The following is a 19,990-nucleotide window of genomic DNA, read 5'->3' on the forward strand; positions in this document are numbered from 1 at the left end:
AGGCTTACATCGCCATTTCATTGATGTGAGTTGAAATTTGACTGGAGAATAACGCCGAACAAGATGGCGATTATTCGACCAGCCCCTTCACGGCGAGCGGTTCCGGGATCAACCCCGCCTCTATGCCTGCGCTTATCAAAGTGAAGGCAAGATACACGCAAATGATCGTCGCAAGGGCTACGCACAGCGCCAGCGCGAACACCATCCTTGGGTTGGTATTTGCGAATCGATAAGATCCTGCAGCATCTGCACTCTTATCCAGTTTCCATTCGGGTTCAGCCATATCGGCTGCCTAACGCACTAAATGGCAAAAGGTTTGCCAACAATTGCGAAAATTACGTAGTGATGCGGGTGTCGCCCCCCCCGGTCTGCTTGGGTCTGCATAGGGCGGCATGGGGCTGCACGGGTCTGCGTGGCGCATATCCGCCCTGCGCATGCCCTATCCGCAGGCCTAGCGATCAGCCCATCGCAGCCAGCTTTTTCGCCCGCCGTCGCTGCACTGATGATCCGATCCCGATAGCTTCCCGGTATTTCGCAACGGTGCGCCGTGCTAGGTCGAACCCTTCGTCCTTCAGCAATTCCACCAGCTTGTCGTCCGACAGGATCTTCTTCGGGTCTTCTGCATCGGTCAGCGCCTTTATACGCGCCTTCACCGCCTCGGCACTGGCGCCTTCGCCGTCCGAACCGCCGCCAACTCCGCTGGTAAAGAAGTATTTGAGTTCAAAGGTGCCGCGTTCGCAGTGGAGGAACTTGTTGCTGGTGACGCGTGACACGGTGCTTTCATGCATCTCGATCGCCTCTGCCACGGTCTTCAACGTCAGCGGGCGCAGCTCGGATACGCCGCGGCGAAAGAAGCCATCCTGCTGCTTCACGATCTCCGCCGCGGTTTTCAGGATGGTTTTCTGCCGCTGATCCAGCGCCTTTATCAGCCAGTTGGCATCGGCCAGCTTCTCGCTCAGCCAGCCTTTCGCCTCCTTGCCGGTGCAGCCAGCGCGCAGCTCCACGTAATAGCTGCGGTTCACCACCAGCCGCGGCAGGGTCGCCTCGTTCAGCTGGATGTCCCAGCCTTCATTCCCTTGCGCATCGCGTGCCGCTTTCAGCAGGACATCGGGCACTACCGCGCTACTGGGAGAACCGCCGAATTTCAGGCCCGGCTTGGGGTCATATTCCCGCAACTCGGACAGCATGTCAGCGAAATCCTCGTCATCCACGTTACAGATGCGCCTGAGATGCGCGAAGGAGCCCTTGGCGATCAGCTCGAGGTTGTTGATCAGCACTTCCATGCACGGATCGAAGCGGTCCGCCTCCTTCGCCTGCAGCGTCAGGCATTCGGACAGGGATCGCGCGCCAACGCCGGTGGGGTCCAGCGATTGCACCACCTCCAGCGCGGCTTCCACGCGGGCCAGCGGTACATCCAGGTTGGTGGCAATGTCGCGCAGGTCGGCGGAAAGATATCCCGCCTCGTCCAGCAGGCCGATGATGTGGCGGGCGATGAACTGGGTGCGTGCATCGGGCGATGCCGGGCCAACCTGCGCATCAAGGTGATCGGCCAGCGACAGCTCCTCGCTGCTGCGGTTTTCGAAATCAGGCGCCTCCGCACTGCCGCCTGCATGTTCGGCAGACCAGTCGCCTGTGTCGCGATCCATATCCAGCGCGCCGGCATCGATATCCAGCGCCTCGTTCCCGTCGCTGGCGGTGGAATCGGCGATCTGCGGCTCTTCACTTTCGGGCGCGACATCGCGATCCTCCGCGCGCACTTCACCCGCTTCCAGCAGCGGATTGCTTTCCAACGCATCGCCGATGAAAGTCTCTATCTCAAGGTTCGACAGCGCCAGCAGCTTGATCGCCTGCTGCAACTGCGGCGTCATCACCAGCGATTGCGATTGCCTGAGGTCTAGCCTTGGCCCCAGAGCCATATCAGACCCCCAAAGTCATTGCCGGACTGGCATTACAATTCAAAGCCTTCGCCAAGGTAAAGGCGGCGCACGTTCTCATCCGCCACCAGTTCTTGCGGGCTGCCCGCGAACAGCACCTGACCGCCGTAGATGATGCAGGCCCGGTCCACGATATCCAGTGTTTCGCGCACGTTGTGATCGGTGATCAGCACGCCGATGCCGCGCCGCTTCAGGTCTTTCACAAGATCGCGGATATCGCTGATGGACAGCGGATCGATCCCGGCGAAGGGTTCGTCCAGCAGCATGATTGAAGGTTTTGCCGCCAGCGCGCGGGCAATTTCGCAGCGGCGCCGTTCACCGCCGGACAATGCCATGGCGGCACTGTCGCGCAGGCGGGTGATGTTGAATTCGTCCAGCAGCCGTTCCAGCTCGGCTTCTCGCGTCGCCTTGTCCGGCTCCACCATTTCCAGCACGCAGCGGATGTTCTGTTCCACCGTCATGCCGCGAAAGATGCTGGTTTCCTGTGGCAGATACCCAAGCCCCAGAATCGCGCGGCGATACATCGGCAGCTTGGTAACATCCACGCCATCCATCATGATGCGGCCGCTATCGGGTTTCACCAGCCCCATGATGGAATAGAAACAGGTGGTCTTGCCTGCGCCGTTCGGCCCCAGCAGGCCCAGCACTTCGCCCTTCGCCACGGTCAGCGAGATATCGGAAAGAACCGCCCGCTTGTCATAGCTCTTGGCGATGGAAATCACCTCAAGCCCGCCCGATTCGGGCAGGTCGGGCGCGGCGTTCGATGGCGCTTCGGCCATCGCTTCCGCCAGTGCCTCTTCATCCAGAAATTCATCGTTAAGCGCGCTCATGCTGTGCCATCTAGCATGATTGCCTTCGCTTTGAAGGGGCTTTGAGGCCTGTTTGGCAAGATTCGTGCATGGGAGCATTGTTTCACACCTGCACGCGGGCACCCTGGCATGATATGACACATCGCGATCGGCGCATCGTCAGCGGCCTTGCCAGATTGCCATATAAGTGAAATACCTCTGAGTCGGGTTAAAGAGAGGGGAAGGCCTGATGAACAAGGCACTCGACCGGTCGCACGCACGCACAGTAGCGCGCACAGTGGCACGTCATGCATCGAATGAAGGCATGCACGCACACGCTGGGTACAAGCTCGACTGGCGTCGCAAGATCAGCAACCACGTGGCCTATGGCCTGCTGGCCTACACCGGCCTGCATATCTTCCTCACCATGAAAGAGCTGAAAACCGGCAGCGGATCATTGCTGCCCTATATGGCGCTGGTGGTGCTGGTGGCTGCCATCATTCCGGCGGCCCGCTGGTTCGAAATGCGCTGGAGAGAGCTTTCCGACGCAGAAGCAAGCGACCCGGCGCTGGCCCCTGCTTTCCGGCGCGAGGTTACCCTGTTGTGGCTGACGGCGATTGGCCTGCCCGCCGCGCTGACCTTCGGCTTCATGGCCGTTGCCTCTCTTTTCTGAAAAATCCTGATCTGAAGCGCTTTTCTTGATCATCCTTCGCCGCCTTGTTGCCGCGCTGCTGTTCAGCCTGCTGGCAGTGCAGGCCCATGCCACCGCATTGGTGCCGGATACCGCGGCAGAGACAGAAGCCGCCACGCCAGCGCCGGAAGCGGGCTCCATTGAACTGTCGCAAGACCCCGGCGAGGATGGGCGCATCGAAGCGCGCCTTAACGACATCTTCGCCAACGTCCCCAGCCTGGCCCAGGTTGATGTGAACGTGCGCCGGGGCGTGGTGATCCTGTCCGGCACCGTGCCCGACGATGCAGCCGCCGCCCGGGCAGAGGCCATCGCCGCCGGTGTGGAAGGCGTGGCCACCGTGGAAAACGGCATCGAACGCGATGTCTCCGTCAATCTTGAAGAGGGGATCGGCGGGCTGGGCGACCGGGTGCAGAAGTTCACCCGCGTGCTGCCGCTGGCAGGCGCGGCGCTGTTGATTGCGCTGCTGATCGCGGCTTTTGGCTATCTCATCGCGTCGTTCACGGGCTTTTGGCATCGCGTTGCGCCTAACGGATTTCTCGCCGAACTGATCGTCAGCGCGATTCGCTTTGTCTTCGTCATTCTCGGCATCGTCATCGCGCTGGACATGATCGGTGCGGGCGCGCTGCTGGGCGCTGTGCTGGGCGGTGCGGGCGTGGTGGGTATCGCGCTGGGCTTTGCGATGCGCGATACGGTGGAGAATTACGTCGCCTCCCTGATGCTGAGCCTGCGCCAGCCATTCCGCGCGAATGACCACGTGGTGATCGAAAGCCACGAAGGCCGCGTGATCCGCCTGACCAGCCGCGCCACCGTGCTGATGACGCTGGATGGCAATCACCTGCGCATTCCCAATTCCACGGTCTTCAAGGCGGTAATTCTCAATTACACGCGCAATCCGCAGCGCCGTTTCGATTTCGAACTGGGCGTGGATGCGGATGACGATGCCGAGGCCGCCCGGCGGCTGGGCCGTGATACGCTGGGCGCGCTGGCCTTTGTGTTGAACGATCCATCACCCGAAGTGCGCATCACGCAGGTTGGCGATTCCAACGTGATCCTGCGCTTCCTGGGCTGGGTGGATCAGCGCGAGGCGGACTGGCACAAGGCCAAGAGCCGATCCATCGCGGCGTGTAAAACGGCGCTGGAGGAGGCAGGCTTCGCCCTGCCAGAGCCGATCTACCGCCTGCGGTTTGACCAGCGCACGATGCCATTGCCGTTCGAGAATGTTGGCGAAATCAGCGGCACCAAGACTAGCGCGCGGCCTGCGGTGCCTGAGCCTGCAACAGAACCGGCACCCGAATCCACGCCATCACCGGCTCCGGCAAAGACCATGCTGGAAGAAGACGTGGGGCCGGAGGACGAAATTGCCCGCATGGTGGAAGATGAACGCGCCAGCGATAGTGATCAGGCGAAGGACCTGCTCGATTCGTCCCGCCCCGTGGAATGATCATCCAGCCGGATTAAGCTGGCATCGCGGTGTGCTGTATAGTCCGCACTGCAAAAACAGCGCCTTCAGGAAATAAGGGCTGGCGGCCGGATTGACAGACCCGGCCCCGCGCTCGGCATCCGGGTCTGTTACCCGTTTGCCTTCTTGTCTGCCTCGTAACGCTCGATCGCTTCGAGAACGATCTGCTTGGCTTCTGCGGCGTCGCCCCATTCGCCAACGCGCACCCACTTCTCCTTCTCCAGATCCTTGTAGTGGGTGAAGAAGTGTTCGATCTGCTGGAAGATGATGCTGGGCAGATCCTTCGTTTCGCCAACGTCGGAATAATAGGGGAAGGTGGTGTCCACCGGCACGCAGATCAGCTTTTCGTCGCCGCCATGCTCGTCTTCCAGGTTCAGCACGCCGATGGGGCGCGCACGCACCACGCAGCCTGCGATGAACGGGGAGCGCGCGATCACCAGCGCATCCAGCGGATCGCCATCGGGTGAAAGGGTGTGCGGCACGAATCCGTAGTTTGCCGGATAGCGCATCGGCGTGTGCAGGATACGATCCACGAACAGCGCGCCCGATGGCTTGTCGAACTCATACTTCACCGGTTCGCCGCCGGTGGGAACTTCGATGATGACGTTCAGGCTGTCAGGCGGATTGTCGCCCACGGGAATATGTTCGATGCGCATTGCTTTACCTTGTCATGCGGGCGCCGAAACTCTTCTGCAGAGCAGGCCCTTGTTAGTCTTGGCGGGCACCTAGCCGCGCGGTTTCGGAAAGAAAAGGGTGCGTTGAAACTGAATCGCCTCTGCGCGGCCCTGATTGCGGCCTGTGCCGTTTCGGGAAATGTTGCGGGGAGTTTGCGCGCGGCCTAAAGGCCTCCTCCCATGAGCAAGAGCAAAACACCGTCCGTGAAGACTCCCCAGGCCATTCGCGGCACGCAGGATATCTTCGGGCCCGAAGCAGAAGCCTTCGCCTTCGTCGTCGAGACGTTCGAGCGGGTGCGCAAGCTGTATCGCTTCCGCCGGGTTGAAATGCCGGTGTTCGAAAAGACCGAGGTGTTCGCCCGCTCGATCGGCGAAACCACCGACATCGTCTCCAAGGAAATGTATTCTTTCGAGGACCGCGGCGGAGAATCGCTGACGCTGCGCCCGGAATTCACCGCCGGTATCGCCCGCGCTTTCCTGACGAATGGCTGGCAGCAGCATGCCCCGCTGAAGGTGGGCACACACGGCCCGCTGTTCCGTTACGAACGTCCGCAGAAAGGCCGTTATCGCCAGTTCCACCAGATCGACGCCGAGATCATCGGCGCCGCCGAACCGCAGGCGGACGTGGAACTGCTGGCCATGGCGGACCAGATCATTCGCGAGCTGGGCATCGAGGATGTGACGCTGCACCTCAACACGCTGGGCGATGGCGATAGCCGCGATGCATGGCGCGCGGCGCTGATCGAATATTTCGGCGCGGTGAAGGATGAATTGTCTGAGGATTCGCAGGAGCGGCTGGAAAAGAACCCGCTGCGCATTCTCGACAGCAAGGATCGGCGCGACCAGAAATTCGTGGCCGATGCGCCGAAGATCGACGCCTATCTGTCGGACGAGGCGACCGCCTTCTTCGATGCCGTCACCAGCGGGCTGGATGCGGCGGGCGTGAAGTGGAAGCGCGCTGAAAGCCTCGTGCGCGGCCTCGACTATTACCGCCACACCGCGTTCGAGTTCATTCCCGACGAAGGTTCGGCTGCGGCGGATGCGCTGGGTTCTCAGAGCACGATCCTTGGCGGCGGGCGTTACGATGGCCTTATGGAATCGCTCGGTGGCGCGCCGACGCCTGCGGTGGGTTGGGCCGCCGGGATCGAGCGGCTGGCGATGCTGGTGGGCGAAAAGGGCGAAGCGCCTGCGGATGCTACTGTCGTGGTAGAGGACGACAGCCTGATAACCGAAGGCGTGCGCTCGCTGGGCAGGCTGCGGGCCGAGGGCCTGTCTGCCGAAATGATCGCCAGCGGCAGCCCGCGCAAGCGTTTCGACAAGGCGGTGAAAGCTGGCGCGCGTGCCATAGTGGGCCTTTCGGTGCAGGACGGCGAGACGAACGTCCGCATCAAGGCGGAAGACGACATGACCGCTCGCATCAAGGCAGTGCTGAATTGAGCATTCCCGCCGAACGCCTGCGCCAGATCGCAAACCGCTTCGCCGAGCTGGAAGCGCGCATGGCCAGCGGCCAGCTAGAGGGCGACGAGTTCGTCCAGGCAAGCCGCGACTATTCCGAACTGGAGCCGGTGGCGCAGATCGCCGCCGAGGTTTCCGCCATGCGCGAGGAAATCGCAGGGCTGGAGGATATGCTCTCCGACCCTGAGATGAAGGCGATGGCGGAAGAGGAGCTGGACGCGCTGCGCAAGGCGCTGCCCGAAGCAGAGCGCAAGCTCTCCCTCGCCATGCTGCCGCGCGACAGCGCCGATGCGCGTCCCGCCATGCTGGAAATCCGCGCCGGCACGGGCGGGGACGAGGCCGCGCTGTTCGCGGGCGATCTCTACCGCATGTACGAGAAATACGCGGCAGAGCAGGGCTGGAAGGTGGAACCTGTCAGCATGAACGCGGCCGAAGTCGGCGGCTTCAAGGAAGTGGTGGCCAACATCAAGGGCACCGGCGTGTTCGCCAAGCTGAAGTTCGAAAGCGGCGTGCACCGCGTGCAGCGCGTGCCCGTTACCGAGAGCGGCGGGCGCATCCATACCAGTGCCGCCACCGTCGCCGTGCTGCCGGAGCCGGACGAGGTGGACATCCATATCGACCCGACTGACCTCAAGGTGGATACCTATCGCGCCAGCGGGGCAGGCGGCCAGCACGTGAACACAACGGACAGCGCGATCCGCATCACGCACGAACCCTCCGGCCTCGTCGTCACCTGCCAGGACGGGCGTAGCCAACACAAGAACCGCGAGAAGGCGATGCAAGTGCTGCGCGCGCGCCTGTATGAAAAGACCCGCGACGAAGCGCAGGGCGCGGAGGCCGAGGCGCGGAAGGCGATGGTGGGCAGCGGTGACCGTTCCGAACGCATCCGCACCTATAATTTCCCCCAAGGCCGCGTGACCGATCACCGCATCGGGCTGACGCTGCACAAGCTGCCGGAGGTGCTGGAAGGCACCGGTCTTGGCGAAATGGTGGACGCACTGATTGCGGAGGACGAGGCCAAGCGGCTTTCGGCGATGGATGGCTGACACGGTCGCCAGCGCCATCCGGGAGGCCGCCACGCGCCTCTCCGGCACCAGCGACACCGCCCGGCTTGATGCTGAACTGCTGATGGCGCATGCGCTGGGTTGCAGCCGGTCTGACATGTTGCTGCGGCGCATGCAGGACGCCGCGCCCGCAGGTTTCGCCTCGTTGGTGGATCGCCGCGCCGCGTGTGAACCGGTGGCCTATATCATCGGCGCGCAAGAGTTTTACGGGCGCAGCTTTGCCGTCACGCCCGATGTGCTGATCCCGCGCGGAGATAGCGAAAGCGTGGTGGAAGCGGCCCTGAATGCTGTACTGAATGCTGCACCCGAAGCGCCGCGCATCCTCGATTGCGGCACCGGCTCCGGCGCGCTGCTGCTGACATTGCTGGCAGAACTGCCGGACGCGCAGGGCGTGGGTATCGATGCGTCTGCACCGGCGGTGGAGGTGGCGCGCGGCAATGCTGCCCGGCTTGGCATGACAGGCAGGGCGGACATTCGCGTGGCGGACTGGACCGTGCCCGGCTGGGCCGATGATCTTGGCCAGTTCGATCTCATCATCGCCAACCCGCCCTATGTGGAAAGCGATGCACAACTGGATGCCGATGTGCGCGATTACGAACCTGCAAGCGCACTTTTCGCCGGGCCGGATGGGCTGGACGATTATGCAATCCTGATCCCGCAATTGCCCAAACTGTTGATGAAAAACGGCATCGCCGTGCTGGAAATCGGGTCCACACAGGCTGAAATGGTTAGCGAAATCGCGCAACAGCATGGCTTTGCCGCAACTGCACATAAAGACCTTGGGCAGCGCGACAGGGCGCTTTTACTGCGATTAAGGCTTGGCAAAGCCGAATCGAGTGGCTAACCCTGATATCAGGTCCACGGCGCAAGGCGCTGGATCAAACCCCAACATTTGCCAGCTAAGCGGCGATAAGGCCGCAGCGCGACTGTTCAGAACAGAATAGGGCAGACAAGGGATCGGGATGCCTCGTGACATGCTGTTTTGACGACATGCTGTTTTCACGATGGATTATATGGCCGGACGGCTTTTGCCGCAGCCAGATTGAGGAAGCGAATAGCCCTTGAATAACAATCGGAACAACAATCGTCGTCGCGGCCGCGGTAACAACAATAACAACAATCGCGGCGGAGGCGGTGGTAACCTCTCCAACAACCGGATCGATTCCCGCGCGCGTGGCAACGCCCCGCAGATGCTGGAAAAATACAAGAAGCTGGCCAGCGAAGCCCAGCTGAATGACGATCGGGTGCAGACCGAATATTATCTGCAATTCGCGGATCACTATTTCCGCGTCCTGGCCGATAACAAGGCACAGAAGGACGAGGCGCAGGCCAAGCGCAATGCAGAGCGCGGCACTGACAATTCCGACGATGACGACGATAATGACGACGACGATCGCAATGATCGCGGCGACCGGAATGATCGCAACAGCCGCAGTGACCGCGGTGATCGGAATGACCGCAATGATCGTGGTCGCAATGGCCGCGGGAACAGCCGCAATCGCCGCGACAGCGACGATGATATGGACGAGGGCGTAGAAGGCGCAGCGGGCAATCAGGAGGATGATGACAATCCCTTCACCCGCGATGCCCGCGAAGAAAAGCCCAAGAGGGCGCGCAAGCCAGCCGCTCGCAAACCTGCCACCCGCAAGCGCAAGGATGCGGAAGACCAGGTGGAAGACGATGGCAGCCTGGACCCCAGCATGCTGCCGCCCGCCATCGCGCGCGCATCCGAAGATGACGATGCCGCAGAAGCAAAGCCGAAGCGCAAGCCCGCCACCCGTACGCGCCGCAAGAAAACGGACGAGGACGATGGCGGAGAGGCGCTTGAAGCGGTAGGCTGACAGGCGCGGTTGCGGCATAGCCCACGCGGCAGGACGCGACAGCAATGGCCAGCGGGCATTCCCTGAAACAGCATTCGGTGACCCAGCCCTCGGTGACACAGCGGCTTGATGCCCACCCGCATTTGGCGTCGCTGGGTCTTGGCCTGTTGTCCGCCACCGGGTTTCAACCGTTGGGCCTGTGGCCCGTCGCCTTGCTGGCAGTGGGGCTGTTTGCCCTGATCGCCGCCAATACCGCCAGCTGGCTGCGCGCGTTCAGACTGGGCTGGCTGTTCGGCGTGGCGCATTTCACCCTTGGCAACAACTGGATTGCCACGGCCTTCACCTTCCAATCCGAAATGCCCGCGATGCTGGGCTGGGCCGCCGTGCCGCTGCTGGCGCTGTATCTTGCCGTGTATCCCGCGCTGGCCGCGATAATCGCGCGGCTGGTGGTAAGAAACCGCGCAGGGCTGGCCTTTGCGCTCACCTTTGCCGGGGCCTGGATATTTACGGAATGGCTGCGAAGCTGGGTTTTCTCCGGCTATGTCTGGAACCCGCTTGGCATGGTCCTCCTCGGTCCGATGGACCGCCCTGGCCTCGCCGCGATCACGCCCATCATGGGCACCTATGCCCTGTCTGGCCTGGCGGTGTTGCTGGGCTGCGCGCTGGTGCTGATGCTGAAAGAGCGAAACTGGCTGGCGGCCGGGGCCACCGCGCTGCTGCTGGTGGCAGGAATGTTTTGGCCCGCCGGAGAAGCGCAGCAGGGTGATCTGCTGGTCACGATAGTCCAGCCCGATATCCGGCAGGAGAGAATTTCCGATCCGCGCTTTTTCGAGGCGAATTACAACCGACTGGCGCAGCTTTCCCGGCGCGAAGAAAGTGGCGCCGGTACGAATACCGACGCCGAACCGCGCATCGTCCTATGGCCCGAAAGCGGCATGGCGGATTATCTGCGAGAGGGATATCCGCAACGCTATTACGATCGCACCACCGCCTTGGGCAGCCCGCTCTATGCCCGCCGCCGCCTGGCCACCGCCGTGGGTGATGACAGCGTGCTGCTGACAGGCGCAGTGGACCTTGAAATAGGCGCGGACGAGACTGGCTTTGTGCGTGCATTGGGTGCGCGCAACGCCGTCACCGCGATTGGCAGTGATGGTGAACTTCTGGGCGGCTATGCCAAGGCGCATCTTGTCCCCTATGGCGAATATTTGCCCATGCGCGAATGGCTGGAGCCGCTGGGCCTCACCCGGCTGGTGGCGGGCTCTATCGATTTCTGGCCCGGCCCCGGCCCGCGCACGCTGGACTTGGGCGAATATGGCAAGGTCAGCCCGCAGGTCTGCTATGAAATCATCTTCAGCGGGCAGGTGACGGATCGCAGCAACCGCGCCGATTATATCTTCAACCCGTCTAACGAGGCATGGTTCGGCGGCAATGCACAGCCGCAGTTTCTGGCCCAGTCCCGCATGCGCGCGATAGAGGAGGGACTGCCCGTCCTGCGCGCCACCACTACCGGAATCAGCGCGGTGATCGATGCGCGCGGCGTGGTGCGGCAACACCTTGCCCAGCACGTGCAGGGACGCATTGATGCACGCGTGCCACCCGCAACCGCGCCAACGCTTTTTGCGCGTTTCGGGAACATGCTGGGCCTGGCATGGTCCATCGTCTTGATGCTGGCAGGTTTTGTTGCCATGCGTCGGCAGCCTGTCTAGGGCCGCCTGTCGAAGCAATCGATTAACCAAAAGAGAAGGCAATCTCCAACATGCGCCAATCCTATCTGTTCACGTCCGAAAGCGTTTCCGAAGGCCATCCGGACAAGGTATCGGACCAGATCTCCGATGCCGTGGTCGATCTTTTCCTGTCGAAAGATCCCGAAGCGCGCGTGGCCTGTGAAACGCTCACCACCACCAACAATGTGGTGCTGGCCGGCGAAGTGCGCGGCAAGGGCATGATTGATACAGATGGCAATTGGGTGATCGGCGCAAAGGCAGAGATCGAGAAGGCCGTGCGCGATACGGTGAAGGCCATCGGCTATGAACAGTCCGGCTTTCACTGGGGTGACCTGACTTTCGTCAACCACCTGCACCCGCAAAGCGCGGACATCGCGCAGGGCGTGGATGCGGGCACCGAAGGCTCCAACAAGGATGAAGGCGCGGGCGATCAGGGCATCATGTTCGGCTTCGCCTGTGACGAGACGCCGGACCTGATGCCGGCCCCCATCGATTACAGCCACAAGATCCTGGAACAGATGGCGGCAGACCGGAAGAACGGCACAGCCCCGTTCCTGGAGCCTGACAGCAAGAGCCAGGTTACGCTGCGCTACGAGGACGGCAAGCCCGTTGCCTGCACGGCAGTGGTCGTCTCCACCCAGCATGCCGAAGGATATGACGAGGGCGACAAGGAAGCCGAGCTGCACAATTATGTGAAGGGCGTTGTCCGCAACATCCTGCCGGACGGCTTCCTGTCGGACGACACCGCGTGGCACATCAACCCCACCGGCAAGTTCGTGATCGGCGGCCCCGATGGCGATGCCGGCCTTACCGGGCGCAAGATCATCGTCGATACCTATGGCGGCGCGGCCCCGCATGGCGGCGGCGCGTTCAGCGGGAAGGACCCCACCAAGGTGGACCGTTCTGCCGCATACATCACCCGCCACCTAGCAAAGAACGTGGTGGCCGCCGGCCTCGCCACGCGCTGCACCATCCAGATCGCCTATGCCATCGGCGTGTCGGAGCCGTTGTCGCTCTATGTCGACACGCACGGTACGGGCACGGTTGCCGACGACAAGATCGAGGATGCCATTCGCGGTATCGACAAGCTGGGCGGCCTGACCCCGCGCGGCATCCGCACCTACCTTGGCCTCAACAAACCGATCTACCAGACCAGCGCCGCCTACGGGCACTTCGGCCGTAAGGCTGAGGGCGACCTGTTCCCGTGGGAGCGCACGGATCTGGCGGATGATCTGAAGGCAGCGCTGGCGTAAACGCTTCAAGGGGCGGCGCGGGTGAGCGATCACGGCACCGCCTTGACCTCCACGCCATCGGCGAACAGGCGCATCGCGGCGCTAGACGCACTGCGCGGCGTGGCGATCATCGGCATCATTCCGATGAACGTCATCGCCTTTTCCATGCCCGCCGCGGCCTATATCAACCCGCGCGCCTTTGGCGGGCACGATCTGGGCGAAACGCTGCTGTGGGCGATCAGCTTCGTGCTGGTGGAGGACAAGTTCCGCGCACTGTTCGCCATGATGTTTGGCGCGGGCGTGGCGATCCTGCTGGACAAGCGCAGCGCCCATCCCCTGCGCGATCATTTTGCCCGCATGGCGGCACTGCTGGTGATAGCCGTGGCCCATGCGGTGTTCCTCGCTAATAACGACGTGCTGCGAAGCTACGCCGTGGCCGGCTTGCTGCTGCCACTGGCGTTGCGCTGGCGTGTGCGCACATTGCTGCTGGTCTCCGGCGCGCTGGTGGCGGGTCAGCTAGCGGTGTCTGGCTGGTATGCCTGGGACTGGCTGGCCTACTGGCAACAGCGGGCCGGCGGCGCGCTGGTGGACCCGGCACCGTGGCAGGTGGCGGAGGCGGCATATGGTTTCAATCCCGATGCGATCACCGCCGCTATCCAGCGCAATGACGCAGGGCTGTGGGAGCGGGTGACGCTGCGACTCTCGCAGGCAGAGCAGCAGTTGCGCTTCGTTGCCGCTTCGCTGCCATCGGCGCTGGCGGCGATGCTGCTGGGCATGGCTTTCTGGCGCTGCGGATTGCTGGCGGGGCAGTGGGAGGCGCGGCGCGCCATGCGCCTTGGCCTGATATGTGCGAGCGCGTCGCTCCCCGTGTTAATGGCACTGGCGGGATGGACGATGAACAGCGGTTTCGATCCCATCGTGACCGCTGCAAATGTGCTGGTGTGGAGCGCACCCTTCGACCTCGCGCTGGGCGTAGCCTATGCCGCGTTCGCGATGGCGCTGTTTGGCAGCTCGCTGAAAGAGCATCGCTCTACAATGCTTCTTGCCGCTGCCGGACGGATGGCGCTGACCAATTACCTCTCCACCAGCCTGATCTTCGCTGTCATGTTCGCAGGCTGGGGCCTTGGCCTGTTTGCCGAGGTTTCGCGCGGGCAGGCGTTGCTGCTCTGCCTTGTGCCTACCGCCGCAATACTGGCGTGGTCCGCCCCGTGGCTGCGGCATTTCCGCATGGGTCCGGCGGAGTGGCTGTGGCGCAGCCTCGCCGATCTCAAGCCACGGGCCCTGCGGCGGGAGGCGGGGTCCTGACACTGTCCATATCGGCGGGCAGCCGGCGCGCTGCGATAAAGTAATGCGCGGAGGCCCACAGGTAGCCAAGCCCGCTCACCGCCATGGCAACCGCCAGCCCGCGCGCCGCGCCATATTCGGGCGAAAGCGTGTCGCTCAGCAACCCCAGCAGCGATGGGCCAAGGCCGCCTGCCACGCCATATACGCCGTTGAGGATTGCCGCTGCCGTCGCTCGCATGCGCGGGTGCATCAAATTCTGCAAGGTGGCGTAGGTGATGCCGAGATAGCCGAAGTTCAGGAAGGTCGCGATGCTGACGAGGCCCAGCAGCAGCGGCAGATCCGTGCGCGTGATTGCAAAGGCATAAAGCGGCGCGCCGATCAGCAGGGAGACTGCGGGGATCAGCGCATAGGCGCGTGGGTTGCCCGCGCCCAGCCTGTCTCCCAGCCAGCCGCTGCCCACCACCGAAAGCGCCGCGGGCAGGCTGGCGATAAGGCCGGCGTAAAGCCCCGCCTCTGCCAGCCCCACGCCGAATTCGCGCACCATCAGGGAGGCAAAGAAGAAGTTGAGGCCGAAGCCCAGCATTGCCGCCAGCGCCGATCCGATGACGAGGTTGCGCGCGCTTGGCAGGCGGAACAGGCGCGCCAGCACGGCGGAGATAGGCGGCACGTCCTCGCTGGCGCCGGGATCGTGCTGCCCGCGCTTCGGCTCTGCGATGAAGAACCATGCGACAAAGCCCATCAACAGCCCCGGTATCGCGGCGATCAGGAAGGTCATGCGCCAGCCGAATTCCTGCGCGATCCAGCCACCGCCCACAAAGCCGATGAAGGCGCCGAGCGGCGGGGAGAGCAGGAGGCAGGAAATCGCGAAACCGCGCCTGTTTGCGGGGAAATAGTCTGCCACCACGGACTGGTTCGCGGGCAGGCCGATGGCTTCTCCCAACCCCACGCCCATGCGCGCCACCAGCAATTGCACCCAGCTTCCCGCCCAGCCGCAGGCCGCCGTGGCAATGGACCAGATGATCGTGCCGAAGGAAATCAGCGTGAGGCGCCGCACCCGCTCCGCAGTGCGCGCCACCACCAGCCCGGCGCCGATATTGAGCAGCGCAAAGGCCCAGGCCATCAGCGAAACCTGCGCATCGGAAAGGCCGAATTCGACCTTCACCGGCTCCACCAGCACATTCACCACGATCCGGTCGATAAAGCCGACGGTCGCGATCGATGCGATCACCACCAGTGCCAGCGTCGGCGATGCCTTGCGCGTTTTCATGTCCCTCTCCCGCAACAAGGCATAGACGAAATAGGCGACCCCGCAATGAAGCGAGGCTATTGCTGGCGATCTGGAACGGCGAAGGGGGGCTTTTGGAAATCGGCAATTGCCCGATTTATCGTTTGCGCGCAGCGCGATAGCTGCAGAACGAGAGACCGCTCTGTGACTTTTCGATCCATCTGCCCTCGCAGCATGAGGGGAGTGGGAATGAGGAAGGCTGCGCATGGGGCCATCCGGCCATGCGCAGCCTCTTGTAGGAAAGCCTGGCACCCGGTCAGGCGGGTTTCGCGCCGTGGTTCTCGCGCACCCAGCGGCCCACCTTGCGGCCGTAGCGGGCGATCATCTGCATGTTGAAGAAGTGCCAGCAGCCCAGCACCATCACCGCCAGCCCCACCTTGGTGGCGACGAAGCGGATGGCTTCGGCCAGCGTGGTCGGCTCTGCACCAAGGCTGATCGTCAGCAGGATGAAGCCGATGTTGACGAGGTAGAACCCCACCACCAGCAGGTGATTGGTGCTGCGCGCCAGCACCTCGTCATGGCCGAAGCAATCGACCAGGAAAACCTCCCCGTTCACGCTCAGCGTGCGCGCCACCCAGCCGATGAGGGCAATGGCGATGAAGAGATAGGCGAAATAGCTCAGTTCGGTCATCGTACTTCTCCTGCTTAGTAAATCATGTCGTGGAAGGGGTTGGTGGGGGCGCCTTCCGGCCCATCGGCCGCGCGAGCGACGTCTTCACGATAGCTGCCCCAGATTTTGCCGCAGACGCCGCCTGCCAATGCGCCGAACAGACCAAAGAAAAATCCAATCCAGAGCGTGCCACTGTTGAATGCGCCTTCCAACAAGGCGGCAAAGAGCATCGGCAAGACCAGTCCACCAACCATGCCGACTGCGGCGAAGATGGGCGCGCGCTCCCGGCGAAATTGGCGAAGCAGGGCGGTCAGCGGTAGGCCGATCAGAAGCATGCCAATCAGTGTTCCGGCCAAGGCGATTCCCAGCGGCAGCAGGCCCAGCAACAGGCCCTGCGGGTCGCCCTGCGAGATCATGGCTGTCAGGCCCGCCGGTACTGTAAAGACCAAGAAGAAACCGCCGCCAGCCACCGCGCCCCAGCCTGTGGCACGGAAGAAGGAGCCGATCATCAGGCCTAGCTCCTTGTCAGTAATTTCTGTAATTTCAGAAACGGTATTGCGTGGATCGGCAGTCATGACAATTGATCCTTTCGTATCGGGAGTTAGCTGTCGCTTTGCTTGCGGGCGGGGATGAAGCGGGCGACCTTGCCGCCAAGGTTCATCAGGGTGATGAGCGTGCCCTTGGGCAGCTTGCGGACATCGTCGAACCAGCCGGTCAGCGTGCCCATGAAGGTATGCATGCGTCCAATCCGCTCAGCGATATGCGGCGGCACGTCCTTGCGGCCTTCCAGCCTGGCAGAGAGTTCTGCCAGCGTGGCGAGCGTGGGGTCGATCTCGCGCTTCTTGCGCTCCAACGTGATGCGCATCAGCATTTCCCACAGGTCCGTTTCCGCCACGAAATGATCACGCCTGTCGCCGATGATGTGGGTGCGGCGGATGATACCGTAGCTCTGTAATTCCTTCAGCGCGGTGGAGACATTGCTGCGGGCAAGGCCCAGCGTATCGCAGATCTCTTCGGCATGCAGCGGCTTGTCCGAGAGGTAGAGCAGGGCATGCACCTGGCTGACCGAGCGGTTCACACCCCAATGCGAGCCCATTTCCCCCCAGTGGAGTATGAAGGCTTCGGCTTCGGGAATGTCTGTCACTCGCACGACTCGGTGCCGCCTTTTTCTATTTCTGTAATTTCAGAAATGCACGATAACGCAGCAGCCGTCAACTCTCGCCCGCCAACACATGGTCAGGTGGCGCGGAAATCTTCTACGATCTTGCCCGCCGCGCCCACTTCCGCTTCGTGGCTTTCCTCCCGCCAGGATTCCGCCAGCGCGGCATCTTCCCATTCGCGCATGGCCGGCAGCGCCAGCATCCGGTCCACCCAGGCTTGGCCAGCGCCCACATCAAGGGCGAAGGTGCGGATACGGAATACGACGGGCGCGAAGAACGCATCCATCGCGGTGAAATCCGGCCCCGCCAGCCACGGCCCGCCAAAGCGATGGAGCCCCATCTCAAACAGTTCCTTCAGCCGCATCACGTCCTTTGCCAGCGCTGTATCCATCGGCCCTGTCTGCACGCGCACGCCCACATTCATCGGGCACTGGTTGCGCAGGGCTGAAAAGCCGCCATGCATCTCTGCCACCGCGCTCATGGCGAAGGCGCTTGCCTCTTCATCCAGCGGCCAGATGCCGTCATGTCGCTGCGCCAGATACATCGTGATGCCGAGCGAATCCCAGATAGTGCGCGCGCCATCGCGCAGCACGGGCACCTGTCCGGTGGGGGAGAATGCGCGAAATTCGTCCCAGTTCACGGGCTTGGTAAAAGGCTCCACCCGGTCCGTGAAGTGGATGCCGAGTTCCTTCATCAGCACCCACGGACGCAAAGACCAGCTGGAGTAATTGCGGTTTGCGGTAATCAGTTCATAAGCCATCAGCGATTGTCCTTTGGTTGCTGCCACAGCATGGGCGCGGTGCCGATCACGAAGCCCAGGAACAGGCTCTGGAATTGCAGGGCGCGAAACAGGTCAAGCCAATCCGTGCGATAGGCATACCAGCTGTTCACGCCCACATCGGCCAGCATCACCAGTACACCCAGCACAACGCCCGCGCGCTGGCGCAGTGCCACCAATGCGCCCACGATCACATCGATCGGCAGCAGCAGCGTCCAGAACCAATTGAGCGCCAGTGGCGCGTAATCATACGGCAGCCAGCCATCGGCCAGCACATCGGCCGTGTGATTGCGGATGCCGATCACGAAACCGACAACCCACAGCAGGCGAATGCCTGTGACCAGGCGAGGCTCAGCTATCGTAATGCGCCGTGGTCTTTGCGGCCACTTCCTCTGCGGTAACGCCGGGAGCGAGTTCGATCAGCTTGAACGGGCTGTCATGATCGTCCCGCTTGAACACGGCGAGATCGGTGATGATCATGTCGACCACGTTCGTGCCGGTCAGCGGCAGGGTGCATTCGGGGATGAACTTGGGGTCACTATGCTTGCTGGTGTGTTCCATCACCACGATGATTTTCTTCACGCCGGCGACAAGGTCCATGGCGCCGCCCATGCCCTTCACCATCTTGCCGGGGATCATCCAGTTGGCGATATCGCCGTTCTGGGCCACTTCCATCGCGCCCAGCACGGTGAGGTCGATATGGCCGCCGCGGATCATGGAGAAGCTGGTGGCGCTGTCGAAATAGGCGGAATGCGGCAGTTCGCTGATGGTCTGCTTGCCAGCGTTGATCAGGTCGGCGTCCTCCTCGCCTTCATAGGGGAAGGGGCCGATGCCCAGCATGCCGTTCTCGCTCTGCAGGGTTACCTGCATGCCATCGGGAATGTGGTTCGCCACCAGCGTGGGGATGCCGATGCCCAGGTTGACGTAATAGCCATCCTGCAATTCATTCGCCGCGCGGGCGGCCATCTGGTTGCGATCCCAACCCTTGGTTTGTGCCTTGGTATCCTGGCTCATCATGCGGTCTCCCGTTCGCGAGTCGTGACGAATTCGATTTTCTTGTCGTAAGGCGCGCCCACCACCATGCGGTTCACGAAGACGCCGGGCAGGTGGATGCAATCAGGGTCCAGCGATCCGGCAGGCACAACTTCTTCAACCTCGACAACGCAGATCTTGCCGCAGGTGGCGGCAGGCTGATTGAAATTGCGTGCGGTCTTGCGGAACATCAGGTTGCCCGTCTCATCCGCCTTCCATGCCTTTACGATGGAAAGATCGGCAAAGATCCCGCGCTCAAGGATGAAGTCTTCCGGGCCATCGCCCTTGTCGAAGCTTTTCACTTCCTTGCCCTCTGCCACCTGCGTGCCGACGCCTGTCTTGGTGTAAAAGCCGGGAATGCCCGCGCCGCCTGCGCGCATGCGTTCTGCCAGAGTGCCTTGCGGGCAGAACTCCACCTCCAGCTCTCCGGAGAGATACTGCCGCTCGAACTCCTTGTTCTCTCCCACATAGCTGGAGATCATCTTGGCCACCTGCTTGCTGCGCAGGAGCATGCCGATGCCTTCATTGTCGATCCCGGCATTGTTGCTGGCGAAGGTGAGATTCTTCACGCCGCTGTCCTGAATGGCCTTCAGCAGCCGTTCCGGGATGCCGCACAGGCCAAAGCCTCCGCTGGCGATCAGCATGCCATCATGCAGCACGCCTTCCAGAGCGGCTTCGGCGGAAGGAAAGAGTTTTTGCATCGCGGCGTCCTTGATTGTGGTCGGTGCAGGTCGTGAGCTTGCGCATAATGCGAAGAGGCTAAATTGTCACCAGCGAAACGAGAAATGCCGCAATGCAGCAAACATGTTTTTCCAAAAGCTGATTCACCATTCAGTTTCTGCACTTCCATCCAAGTGCATGCATTATAAATTACTGATCCAAAACAGTTAACCATAGATGTTGCACGTCATGCAACACGCGATGAGCTTTTCGCACTTGCGAGATTGGGCGGATCGACGCATATGTCTCCCTGCCTTTCAGGCATCCTCTCCCAAAACTT

General features: G+C 62.2%; 21 protein-coding genes. 9 read left to right on the top strand and 12 right to left on the bottom strand.

All coding sequences use genetic code 11. The features are described from left to right. Nucleotides 1-70 precede the first annotated feature (70 nt). From GRF63_RS12850 to lptB, 3 genes are all read right to left on the bottom strand, one after another. Nucleotides 71-283, bottom strand: coding sequence for a hypothetical protein (locus GRF63_RS12850; protein ID WP_160486460.1), 213 nt, complete (start codon nucleotides 281-283; stop codon nucleotides 71-73). A 175-nt stretch (nucleotides 284-458) separates the two neighbouring features. Then, a complete protein-coding gene (gene rpoN, locus GRF63_RS12855) occupies nucleotides 459-1,916 on the bottom strand; it encodes an RNA polymerase factor sigma-54 (RefSeq protein WP_160486461.1) in 1,458 nt (485 codons plus the stop codon). Between the two features lie 32 nt (nucleotides 1,917-1,948). Further along, entirely contained in the window at nucleotides 1,949-2,713 is a 765-nt protein-coding gene (gene lptB, locus GRF63_RS12860; RefSeq protein ID WP_160486879.1) for an LPS export ABC transporter ATP-binding protein, read from the bottom strand. 259 nt (nucleotides 2,714-2,972) lie between these two features. On the opposite strand from lptB, the gene GRF63_RS12865 reads away from it, so the two are divergent. Further along, the gene (locus GRF63_RS12865) at nucleotides 2,973-3,395 is read left to right on the top strand and encodes a hypothetical protein (protein ID WP_237392487.1); all 423 of its coding nucleotides are present in this window, start codon (nucleotides 2,973-2,975) and stop codon (nucleotides 3,393-3,395) included. A gap of 25 nt (nucleotides 3,396-3,420) precedes the next feature. Continuing rightward, entirely contained in the window at nucleotides 3,421-4,854 is a 1,434-nt protein-coding gene (locus tag GRF63_RS12870; RefSeq protein WP_202131747.1) for a mechanosensitive ion channel family protein, read from the top strand. A gap of 128 nt (nucleotides 4,855-4,982) precedes the next feature. On the opposite strand, the gene ppa is transcribed toward GRF63_RS12870, so the two are convergent. Then, entirely contained in the window at nucleotides 4,983-5,528 is a 546-nt protein-coding gene (ppa, locus tag GRF63_RS12875) for an inorganic diphosphatase (protein ID WP_160486462.1), read from the bottom strand. Nucleotides 5,529-5,726: 198 nt separating this feature from the next. Here ppa and hisS point away from each other — a divergent pair, with 198 nt between their 5' ends. From hisS to GRF63_RS16745, 7 genes are all read left to right on the top strand, one after another. Further along, the gene (gene hisS / locus GRF63_RS12880) at nucleotides 5,727-6,983 is read left to right on the top strand and encodes a histidine--tRNA ligase (protein WP_160486463.1); all 1,257 of its coding nucleotides are present in this window, start codon (nucleotides 5,727-5,729) and stop codon (nucleotides 6,981-6,983) included. After that, the gene (prfA, locus tag GRF63_RS12885; RefSeq protein ID WP_160486464.1) at nucleotides 6,980-8,047 is read left to right on the top strand and encodes a peptide chain release factor 1; all 1,068 of its coding nucleotides are present in this window, start codon (nucleotides 6,980-6,982) and stop codon (nucleotides 8,045-8,047) included. Before hisS ends, prfA begins: the two co-directional genes overlap by 4 nt. After that, nucleotides 8,040-8,909: a peptide chain release factor N(5)-glutamine methyltransferase gene (prmC, locus tag GRF63_RS12890; protein WP_160486465.1), complete on the top strand. Its 870-nt coding sequence runs from the start codon at nucleotides 8,040-8,042 to the stop codon at nucleotides 8,907-8,909. Before prfA ends, prmC begins: the two co-directional genes overlap by 8 nt. 217 nt (nucleotides 8,910-9,126) lie before the next feature. Further along, nucleotides 9,127-9,906: a DUF4167 domain-containing protein gene (locus tag GRF63_RS12895; protein WP_160486466.1), complete on the top strand. Its 780-nt coding sequence runs from the start codon at nucleotides 9,127-9,129 to the stop codon at nucleotides 9,904-9,906. A gap of 77 nt (nucleotides 9,907-9,983) precedes the next feature. Next, a complete protein-coding gene (lnt, locus tag GRF63_RS12900; RefSeq protein ID WP_337189666.1) occupies nucleotides 9,984-11,591 on the top strand; it encodes an apolipoprotein N-acyltransferase in 1,608 nt (535 codons plus the stop codon). 50 nt (nucleotides 11,592-11,641) lie between these two features. Next, nucleotides 11,642-12,862, top strand: a complete 1,221-nt coding sequence (gene metK / locus GRF63_RS12905; protein ID WP_160486468.1) for a methionine adenosyltransferase — start codon at nucleotides 11,642-11,644, stop codon at nucleotides 12,860-12,862. 21 nt (nucleotides 12,863-12,883) lie between these two features. Beyond that, a complete protein-coding gene (locus tag GRF63_RS16745) occupies nucleotides 12,884-14,146 on the top strand; it encodes a DUF418 domain-containing protein (protein ID WP_160486469.1) in 1,263 nt (420 codons plus the stop codon). On the opposite strand, the gene GRF63_RS12915 is transcribed toward GRF63_RS16745, so the two are convergent. From GRF63_RS12915 to GRF63_RS12950, 8 genes are all read right to left on the bottom strand, one after another. Continuing rightward, nucleotides 14,109-15,392 carry a spinster family MFS transporter gene (locus tag GRF63_RS12915; RefSeq protein WP_160486470.1) on the bottom strand — a complete coding sequence of 428 codons (1,284 nt, stop codon included), beginning with the start codon at nucleotides 15,390-15,392 and terminating at the stop codon, nucleotides 14,109-14,111. The two genes, GRF63_RS16745 and GRF63_RS12915, sit on opposite strands and share 38 nt — an antisense overlap. Before the next feature lie 274 nt (nucleotides 15,393-15,666). Then, a complete protein-coding gene (locus GRF63_RS12920; RefSeq protein WP_160486471.1) occupies nucleotides 15,667-16,041 on the bottom strand; it encodes a hypothetical protein in 375 nt (124 codons plus the stop codon). A gap of 14 nt (nucleotides 16,042-16,055) precedes the next feature. Further along, entirely contained in the window at nucleotides 16,056-16,595 is a 540-nt protein-coding gene (locus GRF63_RS12925; RefSeq protein WP_160486472.1) for a hypothetical protein, read from the bottom strand. 26 nt (nucleotides 16,596-16,621) lie between these two features. Continuing rightward, entirely contained in the window at nucleotides 16,622-17,164 is a 543-nt protein-coding gene (locus tag GRF63_RS12930) for a GbsR/MarR family transcriptional regulator (RefSeq protein WP_337189667.1), read from the bottom strand. Nucleotides 17,165-17,256: 92 nt separating this feature from the next. Further along, nucleotides 17,257-17,940: a glutathione S-transferase family protein gene (locus GRF63_RS12935; RefSeq protein WP_160486474.1), complete on the bottom strand. Its 684-nt coding sequence runs from the start codon at nucleotides 17,938-17,940 to the stop codon at nucleotides 17,257-17,259. Next, nucleotides 17,940-18,263 carry a hypothetical protein gene (locus tag GRF63_RS12940; RefSeq protein WP_160486475.1) on the bottom strand — a complete coding sequence of 108 codons (324 nt, stop codon included), beginning with the start codon at nucleotides 18,261-18,263 and terminating at the stop codon, nucleotides 17,940-17,942. Before GRF63_RS12940 ends, GRF63_RS12935 begins: the two co-directional genes overlap by 1 nt. A gap of 46 nt (nucleotides 18,264-18,309) precedes the next feature. Then, complete coding sequence (locus tag GRF63_RS12945; protein ID WP_160486476.1) at nucleotides 18,310-18,975, bottom strand: CoA transferase subunit B; 666 nt, start codon at nucleotides 18,973-18,975, stop codon at nucleotides 18,310-18,312. Next, nucleotides 18,972-19,691 carry a CoA transferase subunit A gene (locus tag GRF63_RS12950; RefSeq protein ID WP_160486477.1) on the bottom strand — a complete coding sequence of 240 codons (720 nt, stop codon included), beginning with the start codon at nucleotides 19,689-19,691 and terminating at the stop codon, nucleotides 18,972-18,974. The genes GRF63_RS12945 and GRF63_RS12950 overlap by 4 nt, the downstream gene beginning before the upstream one ends. Nucleotides 19,692-19,990: the final 299 nt, after the last annotated feature.

It is taken from the genome of Aurantiacibacter rhizosphaerae (genome assembly GCF_009807005.1).
Classification (GTDB): Bacteria; Pseudomonadota; Alphaproteobacteria; order Sphingomonadales; family Sphingomonadaceae; genus Alteraurantiacibacter; species Alteraurantiacibacter rhizosphaerae.